1 protein-coding gene is annotated in these 424 nt (G+C 64.2%); it reads left to right on the top strand.

Annotated elements, in window-relative coordinates; translation table 11 throughout:
* A partial coding sequence (locus tag CVM73_RS38880) for an aspartate-alanine antiporter-like transporter (RefSeq protein ID WP_488226285.1) occupies window positions 1–366 on the top strand: 366 nt, incomplete at its 5' end.
* Between the last annotated feature and the right edge of the window lie 58 nt (window positions 367–424).

Below are 424 nucleotides of genomic sequence, written 5' to 3' on the forward strand. Positions count from 1 at the left end.
CTTCCGACGGGCGCTGCGGGCGGCATGCTTGCGGGTTCGCAGACCATGTCTGCCGCGATCGGTTCGGCCGAGCAGGCGATCACGTCGTGTGTCGTCAAGCTGCCCGAGGGGATGAAGCCCGAGGAAGCGACCGGCCTGATCGCGCTGTCCTACGGCATCACCTATATCTGGGGGACCGTCGGCATCATGCTGATATGCAAATATCTGCCGCGCTGGTGGGGCATCGACGCCCAGGCCGCCGCGAAGAAGTATGAGCTAGACTTCGGCGTCAAGGACCTCGAAGGCGGCGCTCTCACCGGCTATCGGCAGTTCGGCGTGCGTGCCTACCGGCTGGAGAACCCGGCCCAGGTCGGCAAGAGCATCTAGGGCTTCCGCAAGGAGAATCCCGAATATCGCATCGCCAACGTATTGCGAGGCGGCGAGT

The sequence above is a fragment of the Bradyrhizobium forestalis genome (assembly GCF_002795245.1).
In the GTDB taxonomy this organism is placed as follows: Bacteria; Pseudomonadota; Alphaproteobacteria; order Rhizobiales; family Xanthobacteraceae; genus Bradyrhizobium; species Bradyrhizobium forestalis.